General features: G+C 72.5%; 23 protein-coding genes and 1 tRNA gene. 13 read left to right on the top strand and 11 right to left on the bottom strand.

Going from position 1 to position 23,565, the window contains the following annotated elements; translation table 11 throughout:
- Nucleotides 1–134: 134 nt before the first annotated feature.
- Nucleotides 135–1,259 (bottom strand): ABC transporter ATP-binding protein, encoded by a 1,125-nt coding sequence (locus ACTFAP_RS16640; RefSeq protein ID WP_386540103.1) that lies wholly within the window; start codon nucleotides 1,257–1,259, stop codon nucleotides 135–137.
- A 156-nt stretch (nucleotides 1,260–1,415) separates the two neighbouring features.
- The gene (locus tag ACTFAP_RS16645) at nucleotides 1,416–1,793 is read right to left on the bottom strand and encodes a hypothetical protein (protein WP_500466725.1); all 378 of its coding nucleotides are present in this window, start codon (nucleotides 1,791–1,793) and stop codon (nucleotides 1,416–1,418) included.
- Between the two features lie 426 nt (nucleotides 1,794–2,219).
- Between ACTFAP_RS16645 and ACTFAP_RS16650 the strand changes: the two genes are divergently transcribed.
- A complete protein-coding gene (locus ACTFAP_RS16650; protein WP_500466726.1) occupies nucleotides 2,220–2,726 on the top strand; it encodes an NlpC/P60 family protein in 507 nt (168 codons plus the stop codon).
- Nucleotides 2,727–2,839: 113 nt separating this feature from the next.
- Nucleotides 2,840–2,914, top strand: a tRNA-Thr gene (locus ACTFAP_RS16655).
- Nucleotides 2,915–3,035: 121 nt separating this feature from the next.
- Here ACTFAP_RS16655 and ACTFAP_RS16660 read toward each other — a convergent pair.
- Both ACTFAP_RS16660 and ACTFAP_RS16665 read right to left on the bottom strand, forming a co-directional pair.
- The gene (locus ACTFAP_RS16660; protein WP_500466727.1) at nucleotides 3,036–3,647 is read right to left on the bottom strand and encodes a flavin reductase family protein; all 612 of its coding nucleotides are present in this window, start codon (nucleotides 3,645–3,647) and stop codon (nucleotides 3,036–3,038) included.
- Between the two features lie 90 nt (nucleotides 3,648–3,737).
- On the bottom strand, nucleotides 3,738–4,001 hold the full coding sequence (locus ACTFAP_RS16665) for a hypothetical protein (protein WP_390125230.1): 264 nt from the start codon (nucleotides 3,999–4,001) through the stop codon (nucleotides 3,738–3,740).
- 70 nt (nucleotides 4,002–4,071) lie between these two features.
- Between ACTFAP_RS16665 and ACTFAP_RS16670 the strand changes: the two genes are divergently transcribed.
- A complete protein-coding gene (locus ACTFAP_RS16670) occupies nucleotides 4,072–6,234 on the top strand; it encodes an alpha-galactosidase (RefSeq protein ID WP_500466728.1) in 2,163 nt (720 codons plus the stop codon).
- A 46-nt stretch (nucleotides 6,235–6,280) separates the two neighbouring features.
- On the opposite strand, the gene ACTFAP_RS16675 is transcribed toward ACTFAP_RS16670, so the two are convergent.
- The gene (locus ACTFAP_RS16675) at nucleotides 6,281–7,273 is read right to left on the bottom strand and encodes a zinc-binding dehydrogenase (protein ID WP_495681317.1); all 993 of its coding nucleotides are present in this window, start codon (nucleotides 7,271–7,273) and stop codon (nucleotides 6,281–6,283) included.
- 166 nt (nucleotides 7,274–7,439) lie between these two features.
- Here ACTFAP_RS16675 and ACTFAP_RS16680 point away from each other — a divergent pair, with 166 nt between their 5' ends.
- Entirely contained in the window at nucleotides 7,440–8,012 is a 573-nt protein-coding gene (locus tag ACTFAP_RS16680; RefSeq protein WP_495681318.1) for a Uma2 family endonuclease, read from the top strand.
- A gap of 88 nt (nucleotides 8,013–8,100) precedes the next feature.
- Nucleotides 8,101–8,745 carry a Uma2 family endonuclease gene (locus ACTFAP_RS16685; protein ID WP_500466729.1) on the top strand — a complete coding sequence of 215 codons (645 nt, stop codon included), beginning with the start codon at nucleotides 8,101–8,103 and terminating at the stop codon, nucleotides 8,743–8,745.
- A gap of 97 nt (nucleotides 8,746–8,842) precedes the next feature.
- On the opposite strand, the gene ACTFAP_RS16690 is transcribed toward ACTFAP_RS16685, so the two are convergent.
- On the bottom strand, nucleotides 8,843–9,418 hold the full coding sequence (locus tag ACTFAP_RS16690) for a TerD family protein (protein ID WP_386538952.1): 576 nt from the start codon (nucleotides 9,416–9,418) through the stop codon (nucleotides 8,843–8,845).
- Between the two features lie 162 nt (nucleotides 9,419–9,580).
- Here ACTFAP_RS16690 and arfB point away from each other — a divergent pair, with 162 nt between their 5' ends.
- Nucleotides 9,581–10,021 (top strand): alternative ribosome rescue aminoacyl-tRNA hydrolase ArfB, encoded by a 441-nt coding sequence (arfB, locus tag ACTFAP_RS16695; protein ID WP_390125241.1) that lies wholly within the window; start codon nucleotides 9,581–9,583, stop codon nucleotides 10,019–10,021.
- A gap of 126 nt (nucleotides 10,022–10,147) precedes the next feature.
- Here the strand turns inward: arfB and ACTFAP_RS16700 are convergent, their stop codons facing one another.
- Nucleotides 10,148–10,648, bottom strand: coding sequence for a flavin reductase (locus ACTFAP_RS16700; protein ID WP_495681320.1), 501 nt, complete (start codon nucleotides 10,646–10,648; stop codon nucleotides 10,148–10,150).
- Nucleotides 10,649–10,934: 286 nt separating this feature from the next.
- Here ACTFAP_RS16700 and cdgB point away from each other — a divergent pair, with 286 nt between their 5' ends.
- Nucleotides 10,935–12,551: a diguanylate cyclase CdgB gene (gene cdgB / locus ACTFAP_RS16705; RefSeq protein ID WP_390125246.1), complete on the top strand. Its 1,617-nt coding sequence runs from the start codon at nucleotides 10,935–10,937 to the stop codon at nucleotides 12,549–12,551.
- A 99-nt stretch (nucleotides 12,552–12,650) separates the two neighbouring features.
- Complete coding sequence (locus tag ACTFAP_RS16710) at nucleotides 12,651–13,622, top strand: carbohydrate-binding protein (RefSeq protein WP_436979509.1); 972 nt, start codon at nucleotides 12,651–12,653, stop codon at nucleotides 13,620–13,622.
- 81 nt (nucleotides 13,623–13,703) lie between these two features.
- On the opposite strand, the gene nagA is transcribed toward ACTFAP_RS16710, so the two are convergent.
- Together nagA and ACTFAP_RS16720 are read right to left on the bottom strand one after the other, a co-directional pair.
- The gene (gene nagA / locus ACTFAP_RS16715; RefSeq protein ID WP_436979508.1) at nucleotides 13,704–14,882 is read right to left on the bottom strand and encodes an N-acetylglucosamine-6-phosphate deacetylase; all 1,179 of its coding nucleotides are present in this window, start codon (nucleotides 14,880–14,882) and stop codon (nucleotides 13,704–13,706) included.
- Entirely contained in the window at nucleotides 14,869–15,885 is a 1,017-nt protein-coding gene (locus ACTFAP_RS16720) for an ROK family protein (protein ID WP_495681321.1), read from the bottom strand. Before ACTFAP_RS16720 ends, nagA begins: the two co-directional genes overlap by 14 nt.
- 134 nt (nucleotides 15,886–16,019) lie before the next feature.
- Here ACTFAP_RS16720 and ACTFAP_RS16725 point away from each other — a divergent pair, with 134 nt between their 5' ends.
- The 5 genes from ACTFAP_RS16725 (at nucleotide 16,020) to ACTFAP_RS16745 (ending at nucleotide 20,643) form a co-directional block, all read left to right on the top strand.
- A complete protein-coding gene (locus ACTFAP_RS16725) occupies nucleotides 16,020–16,484 on the top strand; it encodes a hypothetical protein (RefSeq protein WP_500466730.1) in 465 nt (154 codons plus the stop codon).
- A 233-nt stretch (nucleotides 16,485–16,717) separates the two neighbouring features.
- Nucleotides 16,718–17,998 carry an ABC transporter substrate-binding protein gene (locus ACTFAP_RS16730; RefSeq protein WP_500466731.1) on the top strand — a complete coding sequence of 427 codons (1,281 nt, stop codon included), beginning with the start codon at nucleotides 16,718–16,720 and terminating at the stop codon, nucleotides 17,996–17,998.
- Nucleotides 17,999–18,098: 100 nt separating this feature from the next.
- Entirely contained in the window at nucleotides 18,099–18,317 is a 219-nt protein-coding gene (locus tag ACTFAP_RS16735) for a DUF3263 domain-containing protein (protein ID WP_043177166.1), read from the top strand.
- Nucleotides 18,318–18,344: 27 nt separating this feature from the next.
- Nucleotides 18,345–19,208, top strand: a complete 864-nt coding sequence (otsB, locus tag ACTFAP_RS16740; protein ID WP_500466732.1) for a trehalose-phosphatase — start codon at nucleotides 18,345–18,347, stop codon at nucleotides 19,206–19,208.
- A 121-nt stretch (nucleotides 19,209–19,329) separates the two neighbouring features.
- On the top strand, nucleotides 19,330–20,643 hold the full coding sequence (locus ACTFAP_RS16745) for a serine hydrolase (RefSeq protein WP_495681325.1): 1,314 nt from the start codon (nucleotides 19,330–19,332) through the stop codon (nucleotides 20,641–20,643).
- A 69-nt stretch (nucleotides 20,644–20,712) separates the two neighbouring features.
- Here ACTFAP_RS16745 and ACTFAP_RS16750 read toward each other — a convergent pair whose 3' ends face one another.
- Both ACTFAP_RS16750 and ACTFAP_RS16755 read right to left on the bottom strand, forming a co-directional pair.
- Nucleotides 20,713–22,191, bottom strand: a complete 1,479-nt coding sequence (locus ACTFAP_RS16750) for a trehalose-6-phosphate synthase (RefSeq protein WP_495681326.1) — start codon at nucleotides 22,189–22,191, stop codon at nucleotides 20,713–20,715.
- A gap of 176 nt (nucleotides 22,192–22,367) precedes the next feature.
- A complete protein-coding gene (locus ACTFAP_RS16755; protein WP_390125264.1) occupies nucleotides 22,368–23,336 on the bottom strand; it encodes a glucosyl-3-phosphoglycerate synthase in 969 nt (322 codons plus the stop codon).
- Nucleotides 23,337–23,565 lie beyond the last annotated feature (229 nt).

The following is a 23,565-nucleotide window of genomic DNA, read 5'->3' on the forward strand; positions in this document are numbered from 1 at the left end:
GGTTTGATGGCAGCTGGTCACTCTCAAGAGTGACCGTGTTTTTCTGTTTTCGAATTTCCCCTTGACGCGCAAAGGGCCGCGCATCCGTACCGGGTACGGAATGCGCGGCCCCAGGGCCACGAAAGGGGGGAATATCAGGTGAGACGCGCCCCGCTGCTGACCGCGAAGACGTGGGTCTCGCCCGGGCGGGGCACGACGTGCAGCTTGGCGCCCTTCTCCGGGATCTCGCGGCCGCCGACCCGGATCACCAGGTCCTTGGTCTCGCCGCCGACCTCGGCGGTGCCGTAGACGTAACCGTCGGCGCCGAGCTCCTCGACGACGTTGACGGTGACGGCCAGACCGGCTTCCTTGTCCGCGTCGGCCTTCTCCAGGCCGCCGCCGTTGCCGTTGACGATGTCGAAGTGCTCGGGACGGCAGCCGACGACCACGCGGGTGTCGCCCTGCTTCTGCGCCTCGGCGAGCGCGGCGCGCTCGACCGGCACGACGCTGTTGCCGAACTTCACGCCGCCGTCGGTGATCGGCACCTCGACCAGGTTCATGGCGGGGGAGCCGATGAAGCCCGCGACGAAGAGGTTGGCCGGCTTGTCGTACATGTTGCGCGGCGAGTCGACCTGCTGGAGCAGCCCGTCCTTGAGGACGGCGACCCGGTCGCCCATGGTCAGGGCCTCGACCTGGTCGTGGGTGACGTACACCGTGGTGACGCCCAGGCGGCGCTGCAGGCTCGCGATCTGGGTACGGGTCTGGACGCGGAGCTTGGCGTCGAGGTTCGACAGCGGCTCGTCCATGAGGAAGACCTGCGGCTCACGCACGATGGCGCGGCCCATCGCCACACGCTGGCGCTGACCACCGGAGAGCGCCTTCGGCTTGCGCTCCAGGTACTCGGTGAGGTCGAGGATCTTGGCGGCTTCCTCGACCTTGGTGCGGATGTCGACCTTGTTGACGCCGGCGATCTTGAGCGCGAAGCCCATGTTCTGCGCGACGGTCATGTGGGGGTACAGCGCGTAGTTCTGGAACACCATCGCGATGTCCCGGTCCTTCGGCGGCAGGTGGGTGACGTCGCGGTCGCCGATGCGGATGGCACCGCCGTTGACGTCCTCCAGGCCGGCCAGCATCCGCAGGGAGGTGGACTTGCCACAGCCGGACGGGCCGACGAGTACGAGGAACTCACCGTCCGCGATCTCGATGTCCAGCGCGTCGACGGCGGGCTTCTCCCCGCCCGGATAAATCCGGGTCGCCTTGTCGTACGTAACCGAAGCCATGTTCTGTTCTCTCCTTCTACCGGCAGGAACGTGCCGGACGATCCGAGTAGGAAGGCGCCACGTCCACAGTCCCTGGTGAACGCATGGCGAACCTAACTCGAAGGGACAACGTTTGTCACGAGTCCTGTGCGAAAAAGTGCGGAGAGCCGTCCGCTTTTACTCCAGGTTGTTGACGCCCGCGAAGAGTTTGTCGGCGACCCCGGCGCACAGATAGCTGTCCGGGTCGCGCGGAATTCCGGGGGCGAGAGCCACCGAAACCGGCCCCTCGGAGAGCAGCGGCCCCTCCAGCGACGGCACCCGCGCGGCGAGCGCCGCCCAGTCCAGCCACAGCCCGGCCGCGGGCGCCCCGGCGGCGGGGCGCGGCAGGTCTCCGGTCTCGGCGGCGGCGACGACGCGGCGCTCCTCGGCCGCGGCGGCCGGGCCGCCGCGCTCGCGCAGGGTGAAGACGCGATCGAGGAGGGGATCACGGCGAGCATGTCCCAGCCGTGTTCGACGAGCACCTCGTCGATGTCGTCGAGGACGTCCCGGATCCACTCCTCGGTGCCCAGCAGCAGCCGCCGCACGGTGGCGTCGTGGGCGGGGTCGGCGCTGCGTACGTACGGGAGCAGGTCCACGCTCCCGGTCACGGTGCCGTGCTGGGCGATCCAGAGCCGGAAGCAGGACCCGTACCAGAGGATGAGGTACGGATCGAGGTGGTCGGTCTCCTCGAACGCCTCCCGGGCGGCGTCCAGGGTTCCGGCGGCGTAGATGTCCCCTTTGCGGGCGCCGCCGGATCCGACGGAGAACTCCAGGAGGTAGCAGCTGGGCTCAGTCATGGTCACACTCCGTACCGTCGATCGCGTACGAACATATGTTCGCATAGTGCGGGGCGGAACGGCGGGGCGCCGCACGATCCGGACGGGCGGTGGCCGGGGCGGAAAACCCGTGGCGCGCCGGACGGGGTCCCGTCAGCATCGTCGGATGGACGAAGACGACCTGAGCCGCCTCGCCGACCACGCCATCGCCTGGGCCGAGGGCCACCTCGACTCCACGGCCTACGCCACGCGCTGCCTCGCCTTCGTCGAGGACGCCTACGAACGCGCCAACGGCCTCGAACTCTTCGGCGGCGACACCGCCCACGAATCCGCCGTGCTGTACGGGGCCGCCACCCGCACCGGGCCGCCGCCGCGCGGCGCGTTCGTCTTCTACGACGGCGTCGGCGAACTCCTCGGCGCCCGCCGCAACTGGGGCCACGTCGGCATCGCCCTCGGCGACGGCCGCGTCATCCACGCCTGGGACCGCGTCCGTATCGACCCCGCCGAGCATCTGGAGGACCTCACCCCGCCGCCCGGCTGGGATCCCCTGCGCCGGGCCGGCTGGGCCCCGGCGGAGCGCTTCCTGCGGGGCTCCCGCCCCAGACAATGGACCACCGACGCCCCGGCCGCCGCGCTCCACGACCAGACCACCCGCTTCGGCTCGGGCGCCTGAGGCGGGGCACCGGGTCCGGTCGCCGGCGGCGTCCGTCCGGGGCGCTCACCAACTGCCCTGCGGTCAGGGAAGCGAGGTAGGCTGTCCGCGCCCCGGAAGTTGCCCGGGGCGGCGCCGCCTTAGCTCAGCCCGGTCAGAGCACCGTACTTGTAATACGAAGGTCGTCGGTTCGAATCCGACAGGCGGCTCTCAGGGGCAGGCCCCCCGGACGTGTCCGGGGGGCCTGTGCGTTGTCCGGGCCTGGGGTTGGCCCCCCGTCGTGCTCCAAGATCCGCCACGGCGTGGCCCTGTGGGCCTTGCCGGTCGCCGCTACCGCCCCGCCGCCGTGGGGGTCTGGGTCCGGTACGAGCGCCCGAGTTCGGGGCCCAGGCCGTAGTAATGGCGGAAGTTGTAGAGGAGCGGGCTCCAGGCGGCGGGGCTGATGTGGTCCGTGCCGGGGACGGTCAGGCGCGGGTCGGCGTGGACCTTGCGGACGTGGGCCTCGACGATCAGGAAGTCGCCCTCGGCGTCCGGACGTACCCGGGCCGCTCTCGCCTCCAGGTGCAGGGGGCACTCGCTGACGCGGGGCGGCCGGACGGTGTGCGAGGGCGTCGGGTGGAGCCCGGCGGCGCCGAACTTGTCCGGCTCGTGGCGGCAGCCCTCGGCCTTGGTGGCGGGGACCGGATGGCGGCCGGTCAGGGGTGCCAGGCGTTCGACCGCGGGCCACTGGTCCGGGGCCGGGAGGTTGATCACCAGGTCGGGGCGGTGGGTGAGGTTGTGCGCCGTCTGACCGTCGCGTCCCAGGCCCAGGACGACGGTCTGCCCGAGGGCCCAGGCCGATGAGATGGGCGCCAGGTTGAAGGTGCCGTCCTGGTTCTCGGTGCTGAGGAGCACCACGGGGGTGCCGAAGTAGAGGATGGACGGCTCGATGGCGATGTGCATGGTCCGGAGCCTAGGAGCGGGTTCCTTCGGTCCCCGCCGAAGCGACGGGGCCGTCGCCGTGCGCGGAGCGGTCGGCGCGGCCGTCAGCCGTCAGCCGTCATCGCCGGAGCCGGGCCCCGGGCCGGGGTCGGTGTCGTCCTCGGCCGGGATCGTCGGATCCCGGCGGGCGCTGTAGATGCCCGTGCCCCGGCAGTTGCGGCAGTTGCCCATGCGGGTATGGGTGACGGCGTCCCGGAAGCGGAAGGGGTCGTTGCCCGGCACGTAGGCCCAGGTGTAGGGGCGGACGCCCTCGCCTTCGCACCAGTTGCAGCGTTCCGGGTTGGTGCGGGATTCGGAGGCGTACGGGGTGGTCATCGGGGCTGCCCTCCAGGTAGAAATATCGCACACGACTCAACATGTTCGATCAATCAAGCAGAGGCCGCAGATGCGACACGACGGGACCATTGTTCATCTTCGGGCCGCCGGGGTCAGCCTGGTGCTGAACTGCACGGGCACCGGGCTGCCGCGCGCCGTGCACTGGGGCGCCGATCTGGGCGAGCTGTCCGCCGCGGCGCTGGCCGCGCTCGTACGGGCCTCGGTGCCGCCGGTCGCGCCCAACGGCACGGACGAGACGGTCCCGGTGAGTCTGCTGCCCGAGCAGTCGGCCGGCTGGCTCGGCACCCCCGGGCTGACCGGGCACCGGGCCGGTGCGGACTTCTCCACCGCCTTCGCCGTCACCGCGCTCCACCCCGGCGAGCGCTCCCTCACCGTCGACGCCGAGGACGCGCACGCCGGGCTCGGGCTGCGGCTTGAGGTGGAGCTGACGGAGTCCGGCCTGGTACGCCAGCGGGCCACCGTGGCCGGCCTGCCGGCCGCCGCCGACCGGGCCCCGTACACCCTGTCCGGCGTCCTGCTCACCCTCCCCGTGCCCGACCGGGCCACTGAGGTGCTCACCCTCACCGGCCGGCATCTGCGCGAGCGCAGCCCGCAGCGGCACGCGTTCACGCTCGGCACCCATCTGCGGGAGAACCGCCGGGGCCGCACCGGCACGGACGCGGCGACCGTGCACGTGGCCGGGACGGACGCCTTCGGGTTCCGCTCCGGGGAGGTGTGGGGGCTGCACGTGGCGTGGAGCGGCAACCAGCGCTCGCTCGCCGAGCGCACCAGCCACGGCGTCTCGCTGCTGGGCGGCGGCGAACTGCTGCTGGCGGGCGAGGTGACGCTGGGCGCGGCGGGCGAGGAGTACGTGACGCCGTGGGTGTACGGGAGCTACGGCGGCTCCGGGCTCGACGAGCTGGCGGCGCGCTTCCACCGCCACCTGCGCGGGCGCGCGAGCCACCCCCGTACCGACAACCGGCCGGTCACGCTGAATGTGTGGGAGGCGGTGTACTTCGACCACGACCTGGCCCGGCTGAAGGAGCTGGCGGAGGTGGGGGCCTCGGTCGGGGTGGAGCGGTTCGTGCTGGACGACGGATGGTTCCGGGGGCGGCGCAGCGATCACGCGGGTCTGGGCGACTGGTACGTGGACGAGGAGGTGTGGCCGCAGGGGCTGCACCCGCTGGCGGAGCACGTGCGCGGGCTCGGCATGGAGTTCGGGCTGTGGGTCGAGCCGGAGATGGTCAACCCGGACTCGGACCTGGCGCGTGAGCACCCCGAGTGGGTCCTGGCCACCGGCGACCGGCTGCCGCCGCTCTCGCGGCACCAGCAGGTCCTGGACCTGGGGCACCCGCAGGCGTACGCGTACATCCTGGGGCGGCTGGACGCGCTGGTGGACGAGTACGCGCTGACGTATCTGAAGTGGGACCACAACCGCGACCTGATCGAGGCCGGGCACAGCGCGGCCGGCGGCCGGGCGGGGGTGCGCGAGCAGACGCTGGCCACCTACCGGCTGCTGGACGAGCTGCGGGCCCGGCACCCCGGTCTGGAGATCGAGTCGTGTTCCTCGGGCGGCGGCCGGGTCGATCTGGGGATCCTGGAGCGCACCGACCGGGTGTGGACGAGCGACTGCATCGACGCGCTGGAGCGGCAGTCCATCCAGCGCTGGACGGGGCTGCTGCTGCCGCCCGAGCTGATGGGGTCGCACGTGGGCTCCCCGCGGGCCCACACGACGGGGCGGGTGCACCGGCTCGACTTCCGGGCGGGCACCGCGCTGTTCGGGCACTTCGGGATCGAGTGGGATCTGACGGGGGCGAGCGGGGCGGACCGGGCCGGGCTGGCGGAGTGGATCACGCTGTACAAGCGGCTGCGTCCCCTGCTGCACGGCGGTGACGTGGTGCGCGGCGACCATCCGGATCCGGCGCTGTGGGTGCACGGGGTGGTGGCGCCGGACGCCGCGCGGGCGGTGTTCGCGCTGGTGCAGACGGCGACGAGTGTGCAGTCGCCGGTGGGGCGGGTGCGGCTGCCGGGCCTCGACCCGGCGGGCGTGTACCGGGTGACGCCGCTGGCGCCGGGGGACGCGGCCGGGGTGTCGTCGTGGCTGACGCTGCCGTGGTGGGGCGACGAGGACGGGGTGACGCTGCCGGGCCGGGTGCTGGACGCGGTGGGGGTGCAGCCTCCGACGCTGCATCCGGAGCGGCTGGTGCTGCTGGAGGCGGTGCGGGTGGGGTAGCGCGGCGGGGGTGGCCGGCCCCGTGACCGGCCACCCGGGGACCGGGCTACGGGATGAGGACCACCTTGCCGGTGGTGGCCCGCGTCTCCAGGTCGTGGTGGGCGCGGGCGGCCTCCGCGAGGGGGTAGCTCTGCACCAGCGGGGTCAGCACGCCCTCGGTGACGTAGCGCATCGACTCCTCCTCCAGGACGCGGATGTTCTCCATGCCGCCGATCTTCGCGGCGAGCGCGGGGCCGAAGGTGCCCTCGGAGGTGATGCCGAGCCGCCGCCGTTCCTCCTCCGGGACGATCAGCAGGTCCCCGGCGCCGGAGGCGTAGCCGTACGAGAGGTGCGCGCCGCCCGGGGCCAGCAGGGGGATGGCGGTGCGGGCGTACGTGCCGCCCACTCCCTCGAAGACGCGGGTGAGGGGGCGTTCGCCGTAGGCGGTGCGGATCCGGTCGGCCCAGTCGGGCTGGTTGTAGTCGAGGGCCAGGTCCGCGCCGAGGGAGGCGACGGTCTTCGCCTTCGCCGGGCCGCCGGCCGCGCCGATGACGGTGGCGCCGCGGTGCCTGGCGTACTGGACGAGCAGCGCGCCGATGCCGCCGGCCGCGGCGAGGACGAGCACGGTGTCCCCGGGGCCGATGGTGGTGAAGCGGAGGATGCCCATGGTCATCCGGCCGGTGCCCATCATGGCGACGGCCAGATCGGCGGGGAGGGTGTCGGGGAGCGGGTGGAGGCGGTCGGGGGTGGTGACGGCGAGTTCGGCGTAGCCGCCGGGGACCATGCCCAGGTGGGCGGCGACGCGGCGGCCGATCCAGGAGGGGTCGGTGTCCTCACCGACGGCGTCGACGGTGCCGGCGACCTCGCGGCCGGGGATGGTGGGGAAGGCGGGTTCGGGCCAGGTGGGGATGGGTGCGGAGCGGATGGCGGTGTCGACGAGATGGACGCCGGCGGCGGCGACGGCGATACGGACCTGGCCGGGGGCGGGCTGGGGGTCGGGGACTTCCTCGTAGCGCAGGTTCTCGGGCGGGCCGTAGGCGTGGAGCTGGATGGCGTGCATGGGCGGGGGTGTCCTTCCCGGAGGGTGGCGGGCGGCGGCCGGGGCAACGCCGCGCATGCCCCAACGGTGCGACTTCAAGGGGACTTGAGGTCAAGCCTCACACCTTCGGGTGATCATCGCCGGGGCGCTCTGTCGGCGCGCCGGGCCACGCTGGGAGGGTCGGGGCATGAACGTGGGAACGGCGACGGCCCTGGACGGATACGCGGCGATGGCCGCGGTGGCCCCCGGCGGGTGGCGGGTGGAGCTGGTGGACGGCCATGTGCGGGTGACCCCGCAGGAGGACGCGGGGCACGCCGAGATCGTGGCCTCACTGGCGGCCCAGCTCGGCGCCCAGCGGCCGGACCTGACGGTGCGTTCGGGGGTGGGCCCGGTGCCGGTGCTGGAGCTGGCGGACGAGGAGATGCCGGGGCGGGTGCTGCCGGACGTGGTGCTGCTGGCTCCGGACGGAGAGGGCGGCGTGCGGGCGCTGCCGCTGCTGGTGGCGGAGGTGACGATGAAGGCGACCGGCAATGTGGACCGGGTGGAGAAGGTCCGCTCGTACGCCCGGGCGGGCTTTCCCGCCTACCTCCTGGTGGACCGTCATTACCGTTCGACGATGCTGTTCACGCAGCCCTCGGGGGCCCGCTACATCCAGAAGAACTCGGTCCCCTTCGGTGAGCGTCTCACCCTCCCCGCCCCGTTGAACGTCTCCCTCGACACCGCAGTCTTCCCGGCCCCGGTCAAACCGAACACCTGGTGATCACACCTTCGGGTGGTCGGTCCCGCGACGGCTGTCGGTGGGCAGTTCTACGCTGGCAGGGTTGCGTTCGGTAAGAAGGAGGTACGCCATGACCGTGACTCTTCCCGAGCGTGATCACCGCACCCGTGATCAGAGCGACGAGCCCCGGAAGTCCTGGCAGCAGCTCTCCGATGCCGAGAAGATGTACGCGGTAGTGGAGTCCACCTTCGACGAATTGAACGCGACCGCCCCCGAGGGGTGGCGCGTGGAACTGATCGAAGGGGATATCCACGTCGTGCCACCGGCGAACGGCCCACATGAGGCGATGCTGGCAGAGTTGGTCACTCAGGTGGCCCGGCGCAGTACGGAAGAGTCGCTGCGTACCTACACCGGAATCGGATTGCTGTTGCCCTCCCAGACCCTGACCAGCAAGGTGGTTCCGGATCTGGTGGTGGCGGTGCGCGGAAGCTTTATGGCGCCCGAGCTCTATCACGATCCCGAACCGGCGGTCCTGGTCGGTGAGGTCACCTCGGCGTCCACCGGGGACAACGACCGGGGGAAGAAGCTGCGCGGGTACGCCCTGGCCGGGATTCCCCACTACCTGCTGGTGGACCGCAAGGAATCGACGGTCACACTGTTCAGCGAGCCTGCCGGGGAGGAGTACCGCCACAAGCGGGCGGTGGGGCTCTCGGAGCGGATCGTGCTTCCCGAGCCGCTCGGATTCGCACTGGACATCAGCGAATACGGTGACTGACGCTCGTTCTGAATGCGCTCACAGAGTGGCGGCCCCCGCATCACGTCACGTGTGCGAGGGCCGCCGCGATTCCCTGGTGGCTCAGTGGCTCAGTGGCTCAGACGTTGACGCCGAAGTCCTGGGCGATACCCGCCAGGCCGGAGGCGTAGCCCTGGCCGACCGCGCGGAACTTCCACTCGGCGCCGTTGCGGTACAGCTCGCCGAAGACCATGGCGGTCTCGGTCGAAGCGTCCTCGGTCAGGTCGTAGCGGGCGATCTCGCTGCCGCCGGCCTGGTTGAGGACACGGATGTACGCGTTCCGCACCTGGCCGAAGTTCTGGCCGCGGTTGTCGGCGTCGTGGATGGAGACGGGGAAGACGACCTTGTCGACATCGGCGCCCAGGGAGCCCAGGTTGATGTTGATCGTCTCGTCGTCGCCGTCGCCGTCGCCGGTGGTGTTGTCACCGGTGTGCTGGATGGCACCGTCGGGCGAGACCAGGTTGTTGTAGAAGATGAAGTGCTGGTCGGAGACGATCTTGCCCGCGGCGTTCACCGCCAGGGCGCTCGCGTCGAGGTCGAAGTCGGCGCCCGTGGTGGTACGGACGTCCCAGCCGAGGCCGATCGTGACCGCCGTCAGGCCCGGAGCCTCCTTGGTCAGCGAGACATTGCCGCCCTTGGTCAGGCTCACACCCATGGAGAATCCCCTTTAATCCAGCTTGGTTGATCGGTTGCCCGATTGCGGGTACACACCCGCGCACCCCTTCAACGACGACAGGGGGTCCTCGGGTTCCATCACGCCCCACAGCGTCCCGAAAGTGGGATGCGCGCGCCCCGGGGCGCGTAGGACCATGGACACATGTCCGGTCCCTATGTCATCCGAGGTGCGGTCCTCCTGCCCGAGGCCGAGCTGCGTTGGCGTTTCTCCCGATCCTCGGGGCCCGGCGGTCAGCACGTCAACACCACCGACTCCCAGGTGGAGCTCTCCTTCGATCTGGCGGCCACCGAGTCGCTGCCGCCGGTGTGGAAGGAGCGGGCGCTGCGCGAGCTGGCGGCGCGCGGGCGGCTGACGGGCGGGCGGCTGGTGGTCGTACGGGCCTCCGAGCACCGTTCGCAGTGGCGCAACCGGCAGACCGCCGCGCTGCGGATGGCGGGGCTGCTCGCCGAGGTGACGGCTCCGCCGCGCGCGCCGCGCCGGGCGACCAGGATCCCGAAGGGGATCAACGAGCGGCGGCTGCGCGAGAAGAAGCAGCGCGGGGGCGTGAAGCGGGGGCGTTCCGGGCGCGAGGGCTGGGACTGACGGACGCCGGGGGGTGACGGGCGGGATCGGCCGGGGCCGGGGGCCCGTTCGGGGGAACGTCCTCGGCCGAAGGGACCAGGACCGGGACCAGGACCGGCCGGGGCCCGGCCGCCCGGCCCCGCCCGCTCAGGCGAGGTGGCGGTAGCGCCCCTTGTAGTAGGTGAGCGGCCCGCCCTCCACCGCCGGCAGCCCGACCGACAGCACCCGGGCCACCACCAGCGTGTGGTCCCCGGCCGCCACGCGCTGATCGGTACGGCACTCCACCGTGGCCAGCGCGCCGGTCAGCAGCGGCGCCCCGGTGATCTCGCCCAGGGCGTGCGGGACTTCCTGGAACAGCAGTTTGTCGCTCAGCCGCCCCTTCATCGCGAACCGGCCGGCGATGGCGCGTTCGCCCTCGGCGAGCAGCGAGGCGGCCCACAGGGGCTGACGTTCCAGCAGTTCGTCGATCCGGGAACCGGTCCGTACACTCACCAGCACCAGTGGCGGGTCCAGGGAGACAGACATGAAGGCGGTGGCGGTCATCCCGGCGGGCGCGCCGTGCGGCCCGTCCTCCTCGTCGTGGGCGGTCACCAGGACCACGCCTGCGGCGAGCCTGGCCATCGCGCCCTTGAACTCGTCCTCGCTCACCCCTTCAGGATGCGGGACGAGCGGCTCGGGTGCCGGGACCGGTATCTGGGGTGACTCAGTGGGGAGGCGCACGCCGCCACGCTAACGGCGCACGTCGCGCAGCGGTATCGGACCCGAGAACCAAAGCGGGTGACCCCGCGTCCTACATCGTGCGACCGAGCCCTTCCGCAGTGTGACTTGAATCACAGCAGGCGAGTTATCGCTGACCCTGTGTACCTAGTGGGCAGCTCCCTGTGATTCAGTGGCCTGTGTATCTGCACGTGCATTCGGGTCGTTCGGGGGAGTGATGGAAACGGAGACGGAGCCATACGTTCGACTCGCCTCGCTGCGAGAGCTGCACCGCGTCCTCGCGAAGCTCAGCACCGCCCGCAGTGTGGCCGACACCTTGCAGACCATCGCCAACGGAGTCGTCGAGGCCGTCGGCTTCGAACTGGCGGCGGTCAACTACGTCAGACCTGACGGCGACCTCCTCGTCGCCGCCGTCGCCGGGAACGAGATCGTCGAGGCGGAGGTGGCCGGCCGCTCCGGCTCCCGCGAATCCTGGGAGCGCCGCCTCACCATGGGTGAGCGCTGGGGGGAACTGCGCTTCATCCCGTACACCGAGGGCTGGGTCCTCGACCACGACGACGTCCCCCAGTGGCACACCACAGGACCCGCGCCCCGCTACCCGGACGAGTGGCACCCCATGGACCGCCTCTTCGCCCCCATGCGCGCGCCTGACGGCGAGCTGCTCGCCGTCCTCACCGTCGACAAACCGCGCAACGGCCGCCGCCCCGGACCCTGGGGCTGCGAGGCGCTCCAGATGTACGCCACCCAGGCCGCCATCGCCCTGAGCAACGCGCGTCTGCGTGGGAATATGCAGCGCGCCCTGGTCCGGCTCGAACGCGAGCAGCAGGCTTTGCGCGCCAGCGAGGAGAGCTTCCGGCAGGCCTTCGAGTACGCGCCCAGCGGTATGGCCATAGCCGAGGTCGGCGGCGAGGAACACGGCCGGCTGCTGCGCGTCAACGACGCCCTGTGCCGGCTGCTGGGCCGCTCGGCCGCCGTCCTGCGCCGCTACGGCTTCGCCGACCTCGTCCACCCCGAGGACACCGGCGTCCTGCTGCGCACCTCGGCCGAGGGCGGGCGCGCCGAACTGCGCCTCGCCCGCCGCGACGGCAGCTACGTGTGGGTGAGCCTGCGCAACTCGGTCGTCGCCGACGCGGCCGAGGGCGCCCGGATGCTCCTCACCCATGTGGAGGACATCGAGGAACGCAAACGGCACGAGCTGGCCCTCGCCCACCGCGCCAGCCACGACTCCCTCACCGGTCTGCCCAACAGCGCCGAGCTGCGGGCCCGGCTCGGCGACCGGATATGCGAGCAGACCCCGCGCCGGGCCCGGCACGGCCGGGCCGCCACCCCGGCGGAGGCCGCCGCCGACGCCTTCGACAGCGGCGGCAAGGGGCCGCTGCGGGCCGGCTACGACCACCACGAGCACATCAGGTCGCCGGAGGCCGCCGACGGGGACGGCAAGGGCCTCGCGGTGCTCTTCTGCGACCTGGACGGCTTCAAGTCCATCAACGACCGCTTCGGGCACGTCTGCGGCGACGCCGTCCTGGTGGAGGTCGCCCGGCGGCTGGAGCGCGGCGTGCGGGACAACGACACGGTGGCCAGGCTCGGCGGTGACGAGTTCGTCGTCCTGGCGGAGGGGCTGGGTACGGCCGACGCCTCCGACCTCGCCGTGCGGCTGCGCAACGCGATCATCCCGCCGATCCGGGTGGAGGGCCGCCCGGTGCGGGTCGGCGCGAGCTTCGGCATCGGCTGGGCCGCGTGCGGCATGACCACGGCGGAGATCCTGGAGTCCGCCGACCAGCGGATGTACGTGGAGAAGCGATCGAGGTCACAGGGACGCCGCCGGGCGGGCTGAACCGATCAGGCGGCGCTGTCCCCCGAACGGGGTAGGCTCGCGCCCGTATGTACCAGGGCGGGGCACAGCAGTGACAGGTAAGGGTAAGGAGCGCGGTCGATGAGTGCGGGGAGCCAGGGCAGAGGTACGCCTGAGCAGGGTGACGACCCCTTCGGGTACCTCTATCGGCCCGAGGGCGGCCAGGGAGCCGGGCAGTCGCCGGCGCCGCAGCCGCCCCCGTCGTACCACCAGGTCCGCCCGGTCGGGGAGCGGACCTTCGCCGGGCAGCGCGGCCAGGGCAACGGCCACGGCCAGCAGGACGCCCACTACGCGGCGCCCGAGACCCAGGGCGGCGGCTCGTACGGTGGCGGCGGCCACGGCGGCCGTGGGCGCGGTCGCGGTGACCAGGGCCCGCCCAAGCGCAACGGGCTGCTGATCGGCGCCATCGCGGTGGTCGCGGCGGTCGTGGTCGGTGTCGGCGCGGCGATCATCTTCAGCAGCGGCGGCGACGACAAGGATCAGAGCCAGGGCCAGGGCGACGACAAGCCGGTCGACCCGACCGGCGACAACAACGACGACGACCTCAACCCGGACGACGAGGACCCGGGCGACGAGAACGAGGACGAGGACGGCGACCCGGACGGGGCGCTGCCGACGGCGGACCTCACCGATTCCGGCGAGGTGGTGCTGAGCAGCGGCGCCACGCTGGAGTCCAACATCCCCGGTGCGCGGTCGGACAATGGTGCCTACGTCGGCGGGATGAACAACCACCACGCGACCGTGACCTGGACGATCGACTTCCAGGGCGAGCCCGGTGAGTACTACTTCAATATGGGCTACACCGTGAAGGGCAACCAGTCGCTGAGCTTCGCGGTCAACTCCGCGATCCGCGAGGACAAGATTGACGCGGAGGACTACAACGGTCCGCACATCGATGACTCGGCGGGCCTGGACGAGCGGTGGACACGCACCTGGAAGCTGGTGAACCTGGAGCCGGGGGAGAACACCTTCCACATCGGCTGCACGCCGGGCGACAAGTGCGATGTGTACATCGACAAGCTGTGGATCACCGATGAGCAGGTCACCAACTGACGCCTGCCGCGTCTTCCCCGCTCAACACGCACCCGCCGCACGGCCGCCACCCCCCACCTCGGGCGGCCTTATTTCTTTCCTTCACGGCTTCACCAGCCATTCACCTCGGCGCATCACGCCCACCACCGTGAAGTCCGCGTCCAGGACCACCAGGTCCGCGTCCTTGCCCTCCTCGAGGGAGCCCGTCCGGTCCGCGATGCCCAGCAGCCGCGCCGGGGTCGTGGACAGGGCGCGGACCGCGTGGTCGATCGGGCGGCCGTCCACCGTGACCGCCCGGCGCAGGGCGTGGTCCAGGGTCAGGGTCGAGCCCGCGATCGTGCCGTCCGGCAGCCGCGCCACCCCGTCGGTCACCTCCACCCGCAGCGGGCCCAGCGGGTAGCTTCCGTCTCCCATGCCGGCGGCGCCCATCGCGTCCGTGATGAACGCCACCCGGTCCGGGCCCGCCGCGCGCAGCGCGAGGCGGAGCACGGAGGGGTGCAGATGGGTGCCGTCGTTGACCAGTTCGACGGTGATCCGTTCGTCCTCCAGCAGTGCCGCGACCGGCCCCGGCGCGCGGTGGCCCAGGGGCGGCATGGCGTTGAAGAGGTGGGTGGCGGCGCGGGCGCCCGCCTCGATGGCGGCGCGGGTGGTCTCGTACGTGGCGTCGGTGTGGCCGATGGCGGCGATGGCGCCGCGTTCGGCGAGCAGCCGGACGGCCTCGATGCCGCCGGGCAGTTCCGGGGCGATGGTCATCATCCGGGCGGTGCCGCGCGCGGCGTCCAGCAGGCGGCGGACGGCGTCCGGTTCGGGGGCGCGCAGCAGGTCGGGGTCGTGGGCGCCGCAGCGGCCGGGGGAGATGAAGGGGCCTTCGAAGTGCAGGCCGGCGAGGTCGCCCTGCTCGACGAGTTCGGACAGGGCGCCCGCCTGGCGGGCCAGGTCGTCGAGGGTGCCGGTGACGGTGGAGGCGAGCATCGTGGTGGTGCCGTGCCGCCGGTGGGTGTCGATGGCGGTCAGGGCCTCCTCGGCGGTGCCGGCCGAGAAGGAGGCGCCGCCGCCGCCGTGCACGTGGATGTCGACGAAGCCGGGCACGATCCAGTGGCCGGTGAGGTCGTGGGTCTCCGTGGCGTGCCCGGTGGCCCCGTTCCGGTCGTCGGCGGTGGCGGCGGTGGCGGCGATACGGGAGCCCTCGACGGTCACCCGGCCGCCCTCGTCGACGCCGCCGGGGCGTACGACGTGGGCGCCGGCGAGCACGGTACGGGCACGGGCGTCAGTGGCGGTCATGGCTGCGGCCTTTCGGGGCGTGGGGGAGGGCGCCTGAGCCGGCGGGGGTGACGGCGGGGGTGACGGCGTCCCAGGCGAGCAGGCCCGCGCCCAGGCTGCCCGCGGCGTCCCCGAGGGCGGCCGGGACCAGGTCCGGCAGCCGCTGGAAGGTCGCCTTGCGGGTCAGTGCGGCGCGCAGGGGGGTGAGCAGGGTCTCGCCGGCTTCGCCGAGTCCGCCGCCGATGATGACCAGTTCGGGGTCGAGCAGGCTGATGCCGGTGAGCAGTCCGTCGGCGAGCGCGTCGACAGCGGTGTCCCACACGGCGAGGGCGGCCGGGTCGCCGGCGTCGACGGCGCGGGCGGCGTCGGCCGCGGTGGCGGTGGGGTCGCCGCCGGCGACGGCCCAGGCGCGGGTGACGGCGGCGGCGGAGGCCAGGGTCTCCAGGCAGCCGTGCTGTCCGCAGCCGCACTGTTCGCCGCCGGGCCGTACGACGATGTGGCCCAGTTCGCCGGCGCCGCCGTGCGCGCCGGTCTCCATCCGGCCGTCCCCCGTGCTGATGGCGCAGGCGATGCCGGTGCCGAGCGAGACGAAGAAGAACCGGCCGCCGGCGGCCCGTGCCCCGGCTCCCAGGCGGGCCTCGGCGAGTCCGCCGGCGCGGACGTCGTGGCCCACCCGTACGGCGGTGCCGTGCAGCCGTTCGCTGAGCAGGCGGCGCAGTGGTACGTCGCGCCAGCCGAGGTTGGCGGCGTACACGGCGGTGCCGCGCTCCTCGTCCACGATGCCGGGGAAGATGACTCCGGCGGCGAGCGGGGGTGCGCCGTAGCGGTCGCGGCCGGTCTCGTACAGCTCGTGGGCGAAGCCGAGTACGCCCTCGACGACGGCGTCGGGGCCGGCGGCGCGCCGCGTGGGGCGGCGCTCCTCGTACCGGACGTGTCGTCGATCGGGGCCTATCAGGGCGCCTTTGAGGCCCGTCCCGCCGACATCGAGGGCGAGGACGTAACCGTCGTCGTGATCACTGGTCACGCGCCCAGTCTCACCCGGCGGCGCCAAGAGGTCTAGTCCACCTGTCCCCCCTGAGGGCGAACGGGTTGCTCCCGCAGGGTGATACGGGGCGGGTCGGCCGTCCTGTCGTGCGGGCGCGGGGCGTTGGGGAGGACATGAAACGGAGCATCGCGGTACTGCTGGGTTGTCTGGCCGGTCTGGGCTGTGCGGGGTGTGTGTCGGTGCACCCCGGGGGCGGTGACGCCGCCGAGGTCAGCGGGGTGACGGAGGCGGACGGGGGCGCGGACGGCGCCGGGGGTGAGGAGAAGACGGCGCAGGAGGCGGGGGAACGGGCCGCCGCCCGGGACAGCAAGCCCGCGCCCGAGGGCGAACCGCAGCCACATCCGGTTCCCGAGCCCGGGCCGCAGGCCACGGGCGGTTCGGGGGCCACTCCCGCACCGTCGGCCGCGGCGTCGGCGGCGGAGGCGGCGGCCACGGCGCCCCGCCCGGGGGCCGGGATGGTTCCGGAACTGCCCGACGGCGCCGGTGGCGTTCCCTCGTCGTGGGCGCAAGCCTGTGAACTGGGGAAGGACATGATCGACCCGGGCGTGCTCGACCTGTGCCGGTCGGCGGGCCACTGACGGGAACGGATCGTCAGCCGTTCCGCCGGGGCTCTTTGCCCGTCCCGTACGTCTGTCAAACCTCCCCGGGCGCATAGCTGTTGTGAAAGCGATACCGATGGTTACGGTCGTGATCACGACGCCGCAAGGCAGACTCTCCTTCATCGCGCGCGGCCCTCGGCGGGCGCGCTCGGGGCAGAAATGATTTTCTGGACAAAGGGGTTGTGGACGTGCGACGTCGGAAGTTCTTGGGAATGACGGCCGGTCTGACCGGGGCCGTCGGCCTTTCGGCGACCGCGTGCGGGGGCGATGACTCCGGCAGCAGTTCGGAGACCGTACTGAAGCTGGTGGCGGCCGAGGCCGGGGAGGCGTCCGACACCGGCAGTACGCAGCGCTACTGGAACGAATTGGTCGCGGATTTCCGGCTGGAGCACCCGGAGATCATCATCGATGTGACCACGCTGCGCTGGCAGGACGCGAATGCCGAGGTCGCCCGCATGGTGGCCGAGGGAAATGCCCCTGATATCGCCCAGATCGGCGCCTTCGCGGATTTCGCGTCGGCGGGCAAGCTGTACAAGGCGGATGAGCTGCTGCCGATATCCCAGCTCGCGGACTTCATCCCCTCGCTGGCGATCGCGGGCGAGATGCGGCGGGTGCAGTACGGCATGCCGTTCGCGGCGCGGATAGGCCGGCTGTTCTACAACAAGGACCTGTTCGAGGACGCGGGTCTCGACCCGGACGTGCCGCCGGAGACCTGGGAGGAACTGCTGGAGGCGGCGACGGCGCTGCGCACGACGGGGGTTCCGGTGCCGTTCGCCCTGCCGCTCGGGCATGACGACGCGGCGGGCGAGGCGCTCATGTGGATGCTCGCCGGTGGCGGTGGGCTGACCGACAACACCGGTGGCTACACGCTCAATTCGCCGATGAACGCGAGCACGTTCAACTGGCTGCGCGACGAACTGGTGACTCCGGGGCTGACCGGCGACCGGCCCCCGGGCTCCACCACCCGGCAGCAGGCGTACAGCGGCTTCGCTGAGGGCACGGTGGGCATGCTGTTCGCCGACCCGGTGCTGATGCGGCAGTCCGACCGGGGCGGGGTGTCCTACGGGACGGCCGAGCTGCCCGGCTCCGCGGCGCCGTCGACCTCCACGCTGGGGGAGGCGTCGTGGCTGATGGCGTTCAACCAGCGGGGGCACCGGGAGGCGATCGGGACGTTCCTGAAGTACGTCTTCACGGCCGAGAACGTCAACACCTTCGCCGAGCGCTGGGAGCTGCTGCCGGTGACGACGCCGGCCTCGCAGGCGATGCAGGACGAGGAGGAGGGGCGGGAGGGCGAGCGGCTGACGCCGTTCCTCGACGCGCTGCCGACGGCGACGTTCTTCCCGGTGGGCAAGGTGTCGTGGTCGCGGGTCTCGACGCTGGTCGCGCAGGGGATCGGGGCGACACTGGAGCCGAACAGCAATGTGCCGGGGATTCTCGCGGATCTCCAGGAGCAGGCGGAGGCGGCGGACCTGGGGGAGCAGCCGACGTCGTAGGGCGTCCATAAGGGGATAAAATGCCCGGGTGAGTAGTGAACGGGGTACGGACGGGGGCGCGGAGGCGGCGGCGAACGCCGAAGCGGCCGCCGCCGGGGGGCTGTCCGAGCGGGAGCTGGCGGTGCTGGCGGTCGAACGGCAGGGCTGGGCGGGCTCCGGCACCAAGGAGCGGGCGATCAGGGAGCGGCTGGGCATCTCGCCGACCCGGTACTACCAGCTGCTCAACGCGCTGCTGGACGACGAGCGGGCGCTGGCCCACGACCCGGTGACGGTCAACCGGCTGCGGCGGCTGCGGGATGTGCGGCGCGGAGGAAGATAGCCGCACCCGCTGGGTAGGGTCACCGGCATGGGCACTCCTCCCGTACCTTCTGGATCCCCTTCCTCTCCCTCTCTCCCGGAGCCGGTGACCGAGGCCGGCCGTGAGGGGCTCGCGGCGCTGCTCGCGCGCCCCGAGCGGGCGCTGGTGGCGCTGGACTTCGACGGCACCCTGGCCCCGATCGTGAACGACCCGGAGCGGGCGTACGCCCACCCGGACGCGCTGCCCGCCCTCGCCCGCCTCGCGCCCCGGATCGGGGTGCTGGCGATCATCACCGGCCGCCCGGCCGAGGTGGCAGTACGGCTCGGGGGCTTCGCCGGGCACCCGGAGCTGGCGGGGCTGACCGTGCTGGGCGCCTACGGCGCGGAGCGGTGGGACGCGGCGAGCGGCGCACTGCACCGGCCGCCGCCGCACCCGGGCATCGCGGCGGCCCGTACCGAACTGGCCGCGCTGGTGGAGCGGGCCGGGCCCGGCGTCCTCCTGGAGGACAAGGGCAACGCGCTGGCGGTGCACACCCGCACGGCGCCCGACGCGGCCGGGGTGTTCGCCGCGCTGCGCGAACCGCTGACCGAACTGGCGGCCCGGCTCGGCCTGGCGCTGGAGCCGGGGCGGTTCGTGCTGGAGATCCGGCCGCCCGGCATCGACAAGGGCGCGGCGCTGACCGCCCTGGCGCGCGAGAAGGGCGCCTCCGCCGTGCTGTACGGGGGCGACGACCTCGGGGACCTGGCGGCGTTCGACGCGGTGGCGAAGCTGCGCGAGGACGGCGTTCCCGGGGTGCGGGTGTGCAGCGGCAGCACGGAGGTGGCCGAACTCGCGGCGGTCACGGACCTGACGGTGGACGGCCCGGGCGGCGTCGCCGCGCTGCTGTCCGCCCTCGCCCGGTCGATCGGCTGACGCCGCGTCAGCTCCGTGGTGGGGCTGGCCCCACCTCCGGTCGGGGGGCTCTCCGGCTCGTGGTTGTCAGTGACGCTCGGTAGCGTCGAGTGCACTGGCCTTCACAGAACGGAGTCGGGAGATGAGTGCGGTGCGCGACGGCGAGAGCGGCGGCGGCAGGAAGAACGGTGGGGCGGCGCGGCGTACGGCGTGGACCAGGGCGGGGCTCGCCGCCACCGGTCTGGGGGCGATCGCCGCGGTGGCACTGCTGGCCCCGGGCGGCGGCGCGGCGGTGGCCGGCGCCGCCGAGCCCGGCGGGGCGGGGCACGGGGACCGGGTCGCGCGCCAGTTGCAGCGGGACACCCAGGCCGTGGTGACGGCCGGGGCCACCGGGGTCACGGCGGAGACGGTGGACGCGGACGGCCGGCGGACGACGGCGCGGGCCGGGGTCGATGACCTGGAGCGGCGGGGCGAGGTGCCCGAGGACGCGTACTACCGGATCGGCTCCGACACCAAGACCTTCACCGCGGTGGTGGCGCTCCAGCTGGTGGAGGAGGGCCGGCTGGCGCTGGAGGACACGGTGGAGGAGCTGCTGCCCGGCGTGGTCACGGGCAACGGCAACGACGGCGGCCGGATCACGGTCACCAACCTGCTGCGGCACACCAGCGGGCTCCCCAACTACACGGACATCCTCTTCCTGTCCGACCTGGACGCGTTCACGCCCGAGAACTACCGCGAGACCCGGTTCAGCACCTCGGACAACGCGGAGAAGGTGGCGCTGGCGATGACGCAGGCCCCCGGCTGGCTGCCGGACGCCGCGGACCCGCAGGGCGAGACCCGGTGGGCGTACTCCAACACCAACTACATCCTGGCCGGGATGATCATCGAGAAGGTGACCGGGCACCCGTGGGAGCAGGAGGTGCACGAACGGATCATCGAGCCGCTGGGCCTGGCGCACACCCTCACCCCGGGGACGTCCGCGTATGTCCCGCGGCCCACGGCCACCGGGTACATGCAGTTCCCGGGCCGCCAGGAGCTGACCGACACCTCGATCATGGCCGACGCCGGCGCGGACGGCGCGATCATCAGCACCACCCGGGACATGAACACGTTCCTGCGGGCCCTGCTGGGCGGCGAACTCCTGGAGCCGGGAACGCTGGAGCTGATGAAGGAGACCGTGCCCGCCGACGACTTCGCGCCGGGCGGCGGGTACGGCCTGGGCCTCGCGTGGCGCCCGGTGGAGGGCGCCGCGCCGCAGCGCTGCGCGGACGGCGGCCTGTGGTTCCACGGGGGTACGTCGTTCGGCACGGTCTCGGAGACCGGGGTGAGCGCCGACGGCCGGTACTCGGCGGCCGCCGCCGAGTTCACCCTGTGGCTGGACGACCAGGACAAGGCGGAGGAACAGTTCGGGGCGGGCATCGACCTGGTGGACCGGGCGGTGTGCGGGGGCCGCTGACCCGGCCGGGGTCGGCGGGCGCGCACGCCCGCTGACCGGACCGCCGGTGAAACGGCCCCGGCCGCTCGCTCAGCTGCCGCGCAGCGCCTCGACCTGGGCGAGGAACCAGTCGCGGGGGGTCAGCGCGGTCGCGGCCCGGGCGAGCCGCTCGGCCCGCGCCCGGCGTTCGGCCGCGGGCATCGTCAGGGCCCGGTGCAGCGCCTCTGCCGTGCCGGCGATGTCGTACGGGTTGACGAGCAGGGCGTCGTCGCCGAGTTCGGCGGCGGCGCCGGCCTCGCGGGACAGGACGAGGGCGCAGCCCTGTTCGGAGATCAGCGGAATCTCCTTGGCGACCAGGTTCATGCCGTCGCGGATCGGGTTGACCAGCGCCACGTCCGCCATCCGGTAGGCGGCCAGCGAGCGGGCGAAATCGTCCTTCACGTGCAGCACCACGGGCGTCCAGTCGTCCCGCCCGAACTCGGCGTTGATGCCCTCGGCGACCCGGGACACCTCGGCGGTGTACGCGCGGTAGATCTCCAGGTCCTGCCGGGAGGGGTAGGCGAAGGCGACGTGCACCACCCGCCCCTGCCACTGCGGATGTTCGGTGAGCAGCCGGCGGTAGGCCAGCAGCCCGCGGACGATGTTCTTGGAGAGTTCGGTGCGGTCGACGCGCACGATGGTCTTGCGTTCGCCGACCTGGGCGCGCAGCGCGGCCAGCCGTTCGTCCGCGTCGGGCCGGTGGGCGCGCTCGCGCAGGAAGTCGCCGTCCGCGCCCAGGCCGTGGACACCGAGCCGGGTGGTCCGGCCGTCGAGGGTGACGGTGAACGCGTCCGTTCCGGCCGTGTCCTCGGGCACTTCCCGTACCCGCGCGCCGAGCAGGTCGGCGCAGCAGTCGGCGAAGGCCCGCGCCCAGCGCCGGGTCAGGAACGCGGCGCGGTCCGCGCCGAGGATGCCCCGCAGCACCTGGCGGGCGACGGCGTCGGGCAGCACCCGGTAGAGGTCCGGGGGAGCCCAGGGGGTGTGCGAGAAGTGTCCGATCCGCAGATCGGGGCGGCGCTCGCGCAGCAGGGCGGGGACGAGGGCCAGATGGTAGTCCTGGACCAGCACCTCCGCACCCGGGGCGGCCTCGGCGGCCAGCGCGTCCGCGAAGGCGGCGTTGTAGCGCTCGTAGCCGGCCCACTGGCTCTCGAAGGCGCTGTCGTACACCGGCTCCAGCGGCGTCTGGTACAGCAGGTGATGGACGAACCACAGGACGGAGTTGGCGATGCCGTTGTACGCGGCGTCGAAGGTGTCCGGGGGGATGTCCAGCATCCGTACGGACTGGCCGCCGGTGTCGGCCGTCTCCAGGGTGCCGGTGCCCGCGCGGGCGGCGGCCTCGCGGTCGCCGGGGCCCAGCGCCGCGCACACCCAGGTGCCGGCCGCCGAGCCCAGGGCGGAGAGGCCGGAGACCATCCCGCCGCCGCCGCGCCGGGCGGTGAGCGTGCCGTCGTCCGCGAGGGTGTAGCTGACGGGGCCGCGATTGGACGCGACCAGGACCGGAGGAGCCTCGGAGACCTCTGCAACGCCCATGTCCCGACCCTAGCCACCCGTGGCCGGGTACAAACGTGCGCCCGGTCACCCTGGCGTGTCCCCTCCCGCGTCCTCGGCGCCGAGCCCCGGGGAGGGGTGCGCCACGGGCCGGGGTCCGGGCGGTCGTGCCCGGACCCCGGCCCGCTCGTCCGGCCGCGGTGGCCGGAACGCCGGTGCTACGCCGCCTGGCGGGCGGCGTACTCGGGGATGGTGGACATCGGGGGACGTTCCTCGGTGTGGATCGTGTGGGTCAGCGGTGAGAAGCCGCCCTCCGCCAGCCGTTCGAACTGCATCATGCCCTGCTGCACGGGGACGGGTCCGTTGCCCGGCAGCCGGCTCTGCGCGGTGCGCATGATCGCGGCCGCCATCCGGCCCAGGGCCTGGCCGTCCTGGTGACGGTGCTTGCGCACCCCGACATCCACCTGGCCGACCGCGTTCAGTCCGGCCAGGTGCAGGGTGTCGACGAGCAGGCCGAGTTCGACGCCGTACCCGACGGGGAAGGGCAGTTGCTCCAGCAGGGAGCGCCGCGCCGCGTACTCGCCGCCCAGCGGCTGGACGACACCGGCCAGTTGCGGCCAGTGCAGGTTGAGCAGCGGGCGGGCCACCAGCTCGGTGACCCGGCCGCCCTGGTGGGCGCCGGAGGGGGCGTCGCCCAGCGGGCGGTCGTACATGGCCTTGACCAGGTGCACATCGGGCTCGGTGAGCAGTGGCCCGAGGATGCCGGAGACGAAGCAGGAGTCGAACTCCCGCAGGTCGGCGTCGACATAACAGATGATCTCGCCGCTGGTGGCCATGAGGGAGCGCCACAGCACCTCCCCCTTGCCGGGGACGGTGGGCATTCTGGGCAGGATCTCGTCACGGTGGACGACCTTGGCGCCCGCCGCGGCGGCGACCTCTCCGGTGCGGTCGGTGGATCCGGAGTCCACCACCATCAGCTCGTCGATCAGTGGCACGGTTTCCATCAGGTCGCGGCGCAGCGCTTCCACGATGGTGCCGACGGTCGCTTCCTCGTTCAGCGCGGGAAGCACGACGCTGACGCTGCCCGCCGGGCCGGCCGCGGCTTTCGCGTCCAGCAACCGTCGCAGCGAGCGGTCAGCGGCAGTCCAGGACCGGCGGCTCAGCCACTCCTCAGCCTCTTCCAGCACGAATGTCGCTCCTGTTCGCTTCGACCATATAAGTCGGGTAGGTCAGGTAAGTCTTGTCTGTCGGATCTATCGGCAATGGCCGGTTATGGCCCTCATCGGTGGTGCCCAGTTCGGGCGGGAATATGTCTGTCTCCTGTTCGTCTCGCGGATCGGACGGCCCGAGCCATTGTCCGGGGCGTCCGTTACAGTCTCGGACAGTGCAGGTGTCCTCCGCATATCGGAGACGCTG

Source organism: Streptomyces sp. PH9007 (genome assembly GCF_059813725.1).